At 74.0% G+C, this 1,763-nt stretch carries 2 protein-coding genes; both read left to right on the plus strand.

Annotated features, from left to right (window positions below):
- Nucleotides 1-433, plus strand: a 433-nt coding sequence (locus tag ACV4UX_RS19220; protein WP_491594885.1) for an alpha-2-macroglobulin family protein, incomplete at its 5' end; no start/stop codon positions are given.
- A gap of 98 nt (nucleotides 434-531) precedes the next feature.
- A partial coding sequence (locus tag ACV4UX_RS19225) for a transglycosylase domain-containing protein (protein ID WP_491594886.1) occupies nucleotides 532-1,763 on the plus strand: 1,232 nt, incomplete at its 3' end.

Consider the following 1,763-nt stretch of genomic DNA (forward strand, 5'->3'; position numbering starts at 1 on the left):
GGCGGAGGGCCTGGAGCTCAAGCGCGAGTTCCTGGACCGCGACGGCAAGCCCCTGGACATGGCGCGCCTGCCTTCGGGGACCCTGGTGGCCGTGAAGGTCTCGGTGCGCTCCACCTCGGGGCCGGTGCGCCACGTGGCCGTGTCGCAGCTCCTGCCGCCGGGGCTCGACGTGCAGAATCCGCGCATCGACACGGCCGACCGCCTGCCCTGGATGGAGAAGATCGCCCCCGTGGGCTACTCGGACTACCGCGCCGACCGTGTGAACGTCTTCCTGGACCTGGAGGGCGGCGAATGGGCGGACATCTACACCCTCTGCCGGGCCGTGATCCCCGGAAGCTACACCCTGCCGCCCGTGCGCGCGGAGGCCATGTACTTCCCCGAGATCGCCGCCCAGACGGATCTTGGCGCGCTGACCGTGGAGGGCGGCCGTTGAGCGCGGAGGCATCCGACGAAGCATCGAGCAAGCGAGCGTCCGGCGGGGCAGGGCCGTCCCGCCGGACGCGTCTCGCCCGCACGGCCCGCACCGCCCGAATGGCCCGCCTCGGGCGGCTCGGGGCGCTTGCCGCGCTTCTGGCCGTCCTGGCCTTCCTGATCCTGGATCAGGCCTTTCCTTTTCCCGTGGAGCGCCTTGCGCCGCCCCCCTCCGTGGAGGTGCGCGACCGCTTCGGGGAGCCCATCCGCCTCTTCCTGGCCCCGGACCACGCCTGGCGCTTCCCCGTGGCCCTGGAGGAGCTTTCGCCGGACTACCTGGCCGCCGTGCTGGCCAGCGAGGACCGCCATTTCTTCCGCCATCCCGGCGTGAATCCCTTCTCCCTGGCCAAGGCCCTGGCCGCCAACGCGGCGGCCGGGCGCGTGGTGCGCGGAGGCTCCACCATCACCATGCAGGTGGCCCGGCTGGCCGAGCCCAAGCGCCGCACGGTCTGGGCCAAGCTCGTGGAGTGCTTCCGGGCGCTCCAACTGGAGCTGCGCTGGTCCAAACGGGAGATCCTGGGCTTCTACGTGAACATGGTCCCCTTCGGTGGCAACCTGGTGGGCGCGGGCGCGGGGAGCCGGTTCCTCTTCGGCAAGGCCCCCGGGCTGGTCTCCCTGGGCGAGGCGGCGCTCCTGGCGGGCATCCCCCGCTCACCCAACGCCTTCAACCCGGTGAAGCACCCCGAGGCGGCCCGGCGCGTGCGCGAGAGCGTGCTCAAGGCCATGGTCCGCCAGGGCGCGGCCCGGCCGGAGCAGGCCGCCCTGGCCTCCACGGCTCCTGTGCCCGCGCGCGTGGCCAGACCGCCCCTGGTGGGGCCGCATCTGGCCCAGATGGCCCTGGCGCGCATGGGCCGCGCCGCGCGCATCGACACCACCCTCGATTCGCGCGCCCAGGAGCTGGCGCGCCAGGCCCTGCGCACGCGCCTGGCGGAGCTGCGCTCCCAGGGCGTGGAGAACGCGGCCGTGGTGGTCGTCGACGTGGCCACGCGCGGCGTGCTGGCCCTGGCCGGTTCGGCCGACTACCTGGACCAGGCGCGCCACGGGGCGCTCAACGCGGCCACGGCCCGGCGCTCGCCCGGCTCGGCGCTCAAGCCCTTCCTCTACGCCCTGGCCTTCCAGGAGGGGCTGGCCGCGCCCCAGACCCTGCTCCTGGACCTGCCCGTGGCCGTGGGCGGCTACGAGCCCAAGAACTACGACGGCCAGTACCGGGGACGCGTGGAGGCGGCCGAGGCCCTCATCCACTCCTACAACGCCCCGGCCGTGCGCCTGCTGGCCGGGACGGGCGTCCCGGC

The sequence above is a fragment of the Fundidesulfovibrio sp. genome, assembly GCF_058402725.1.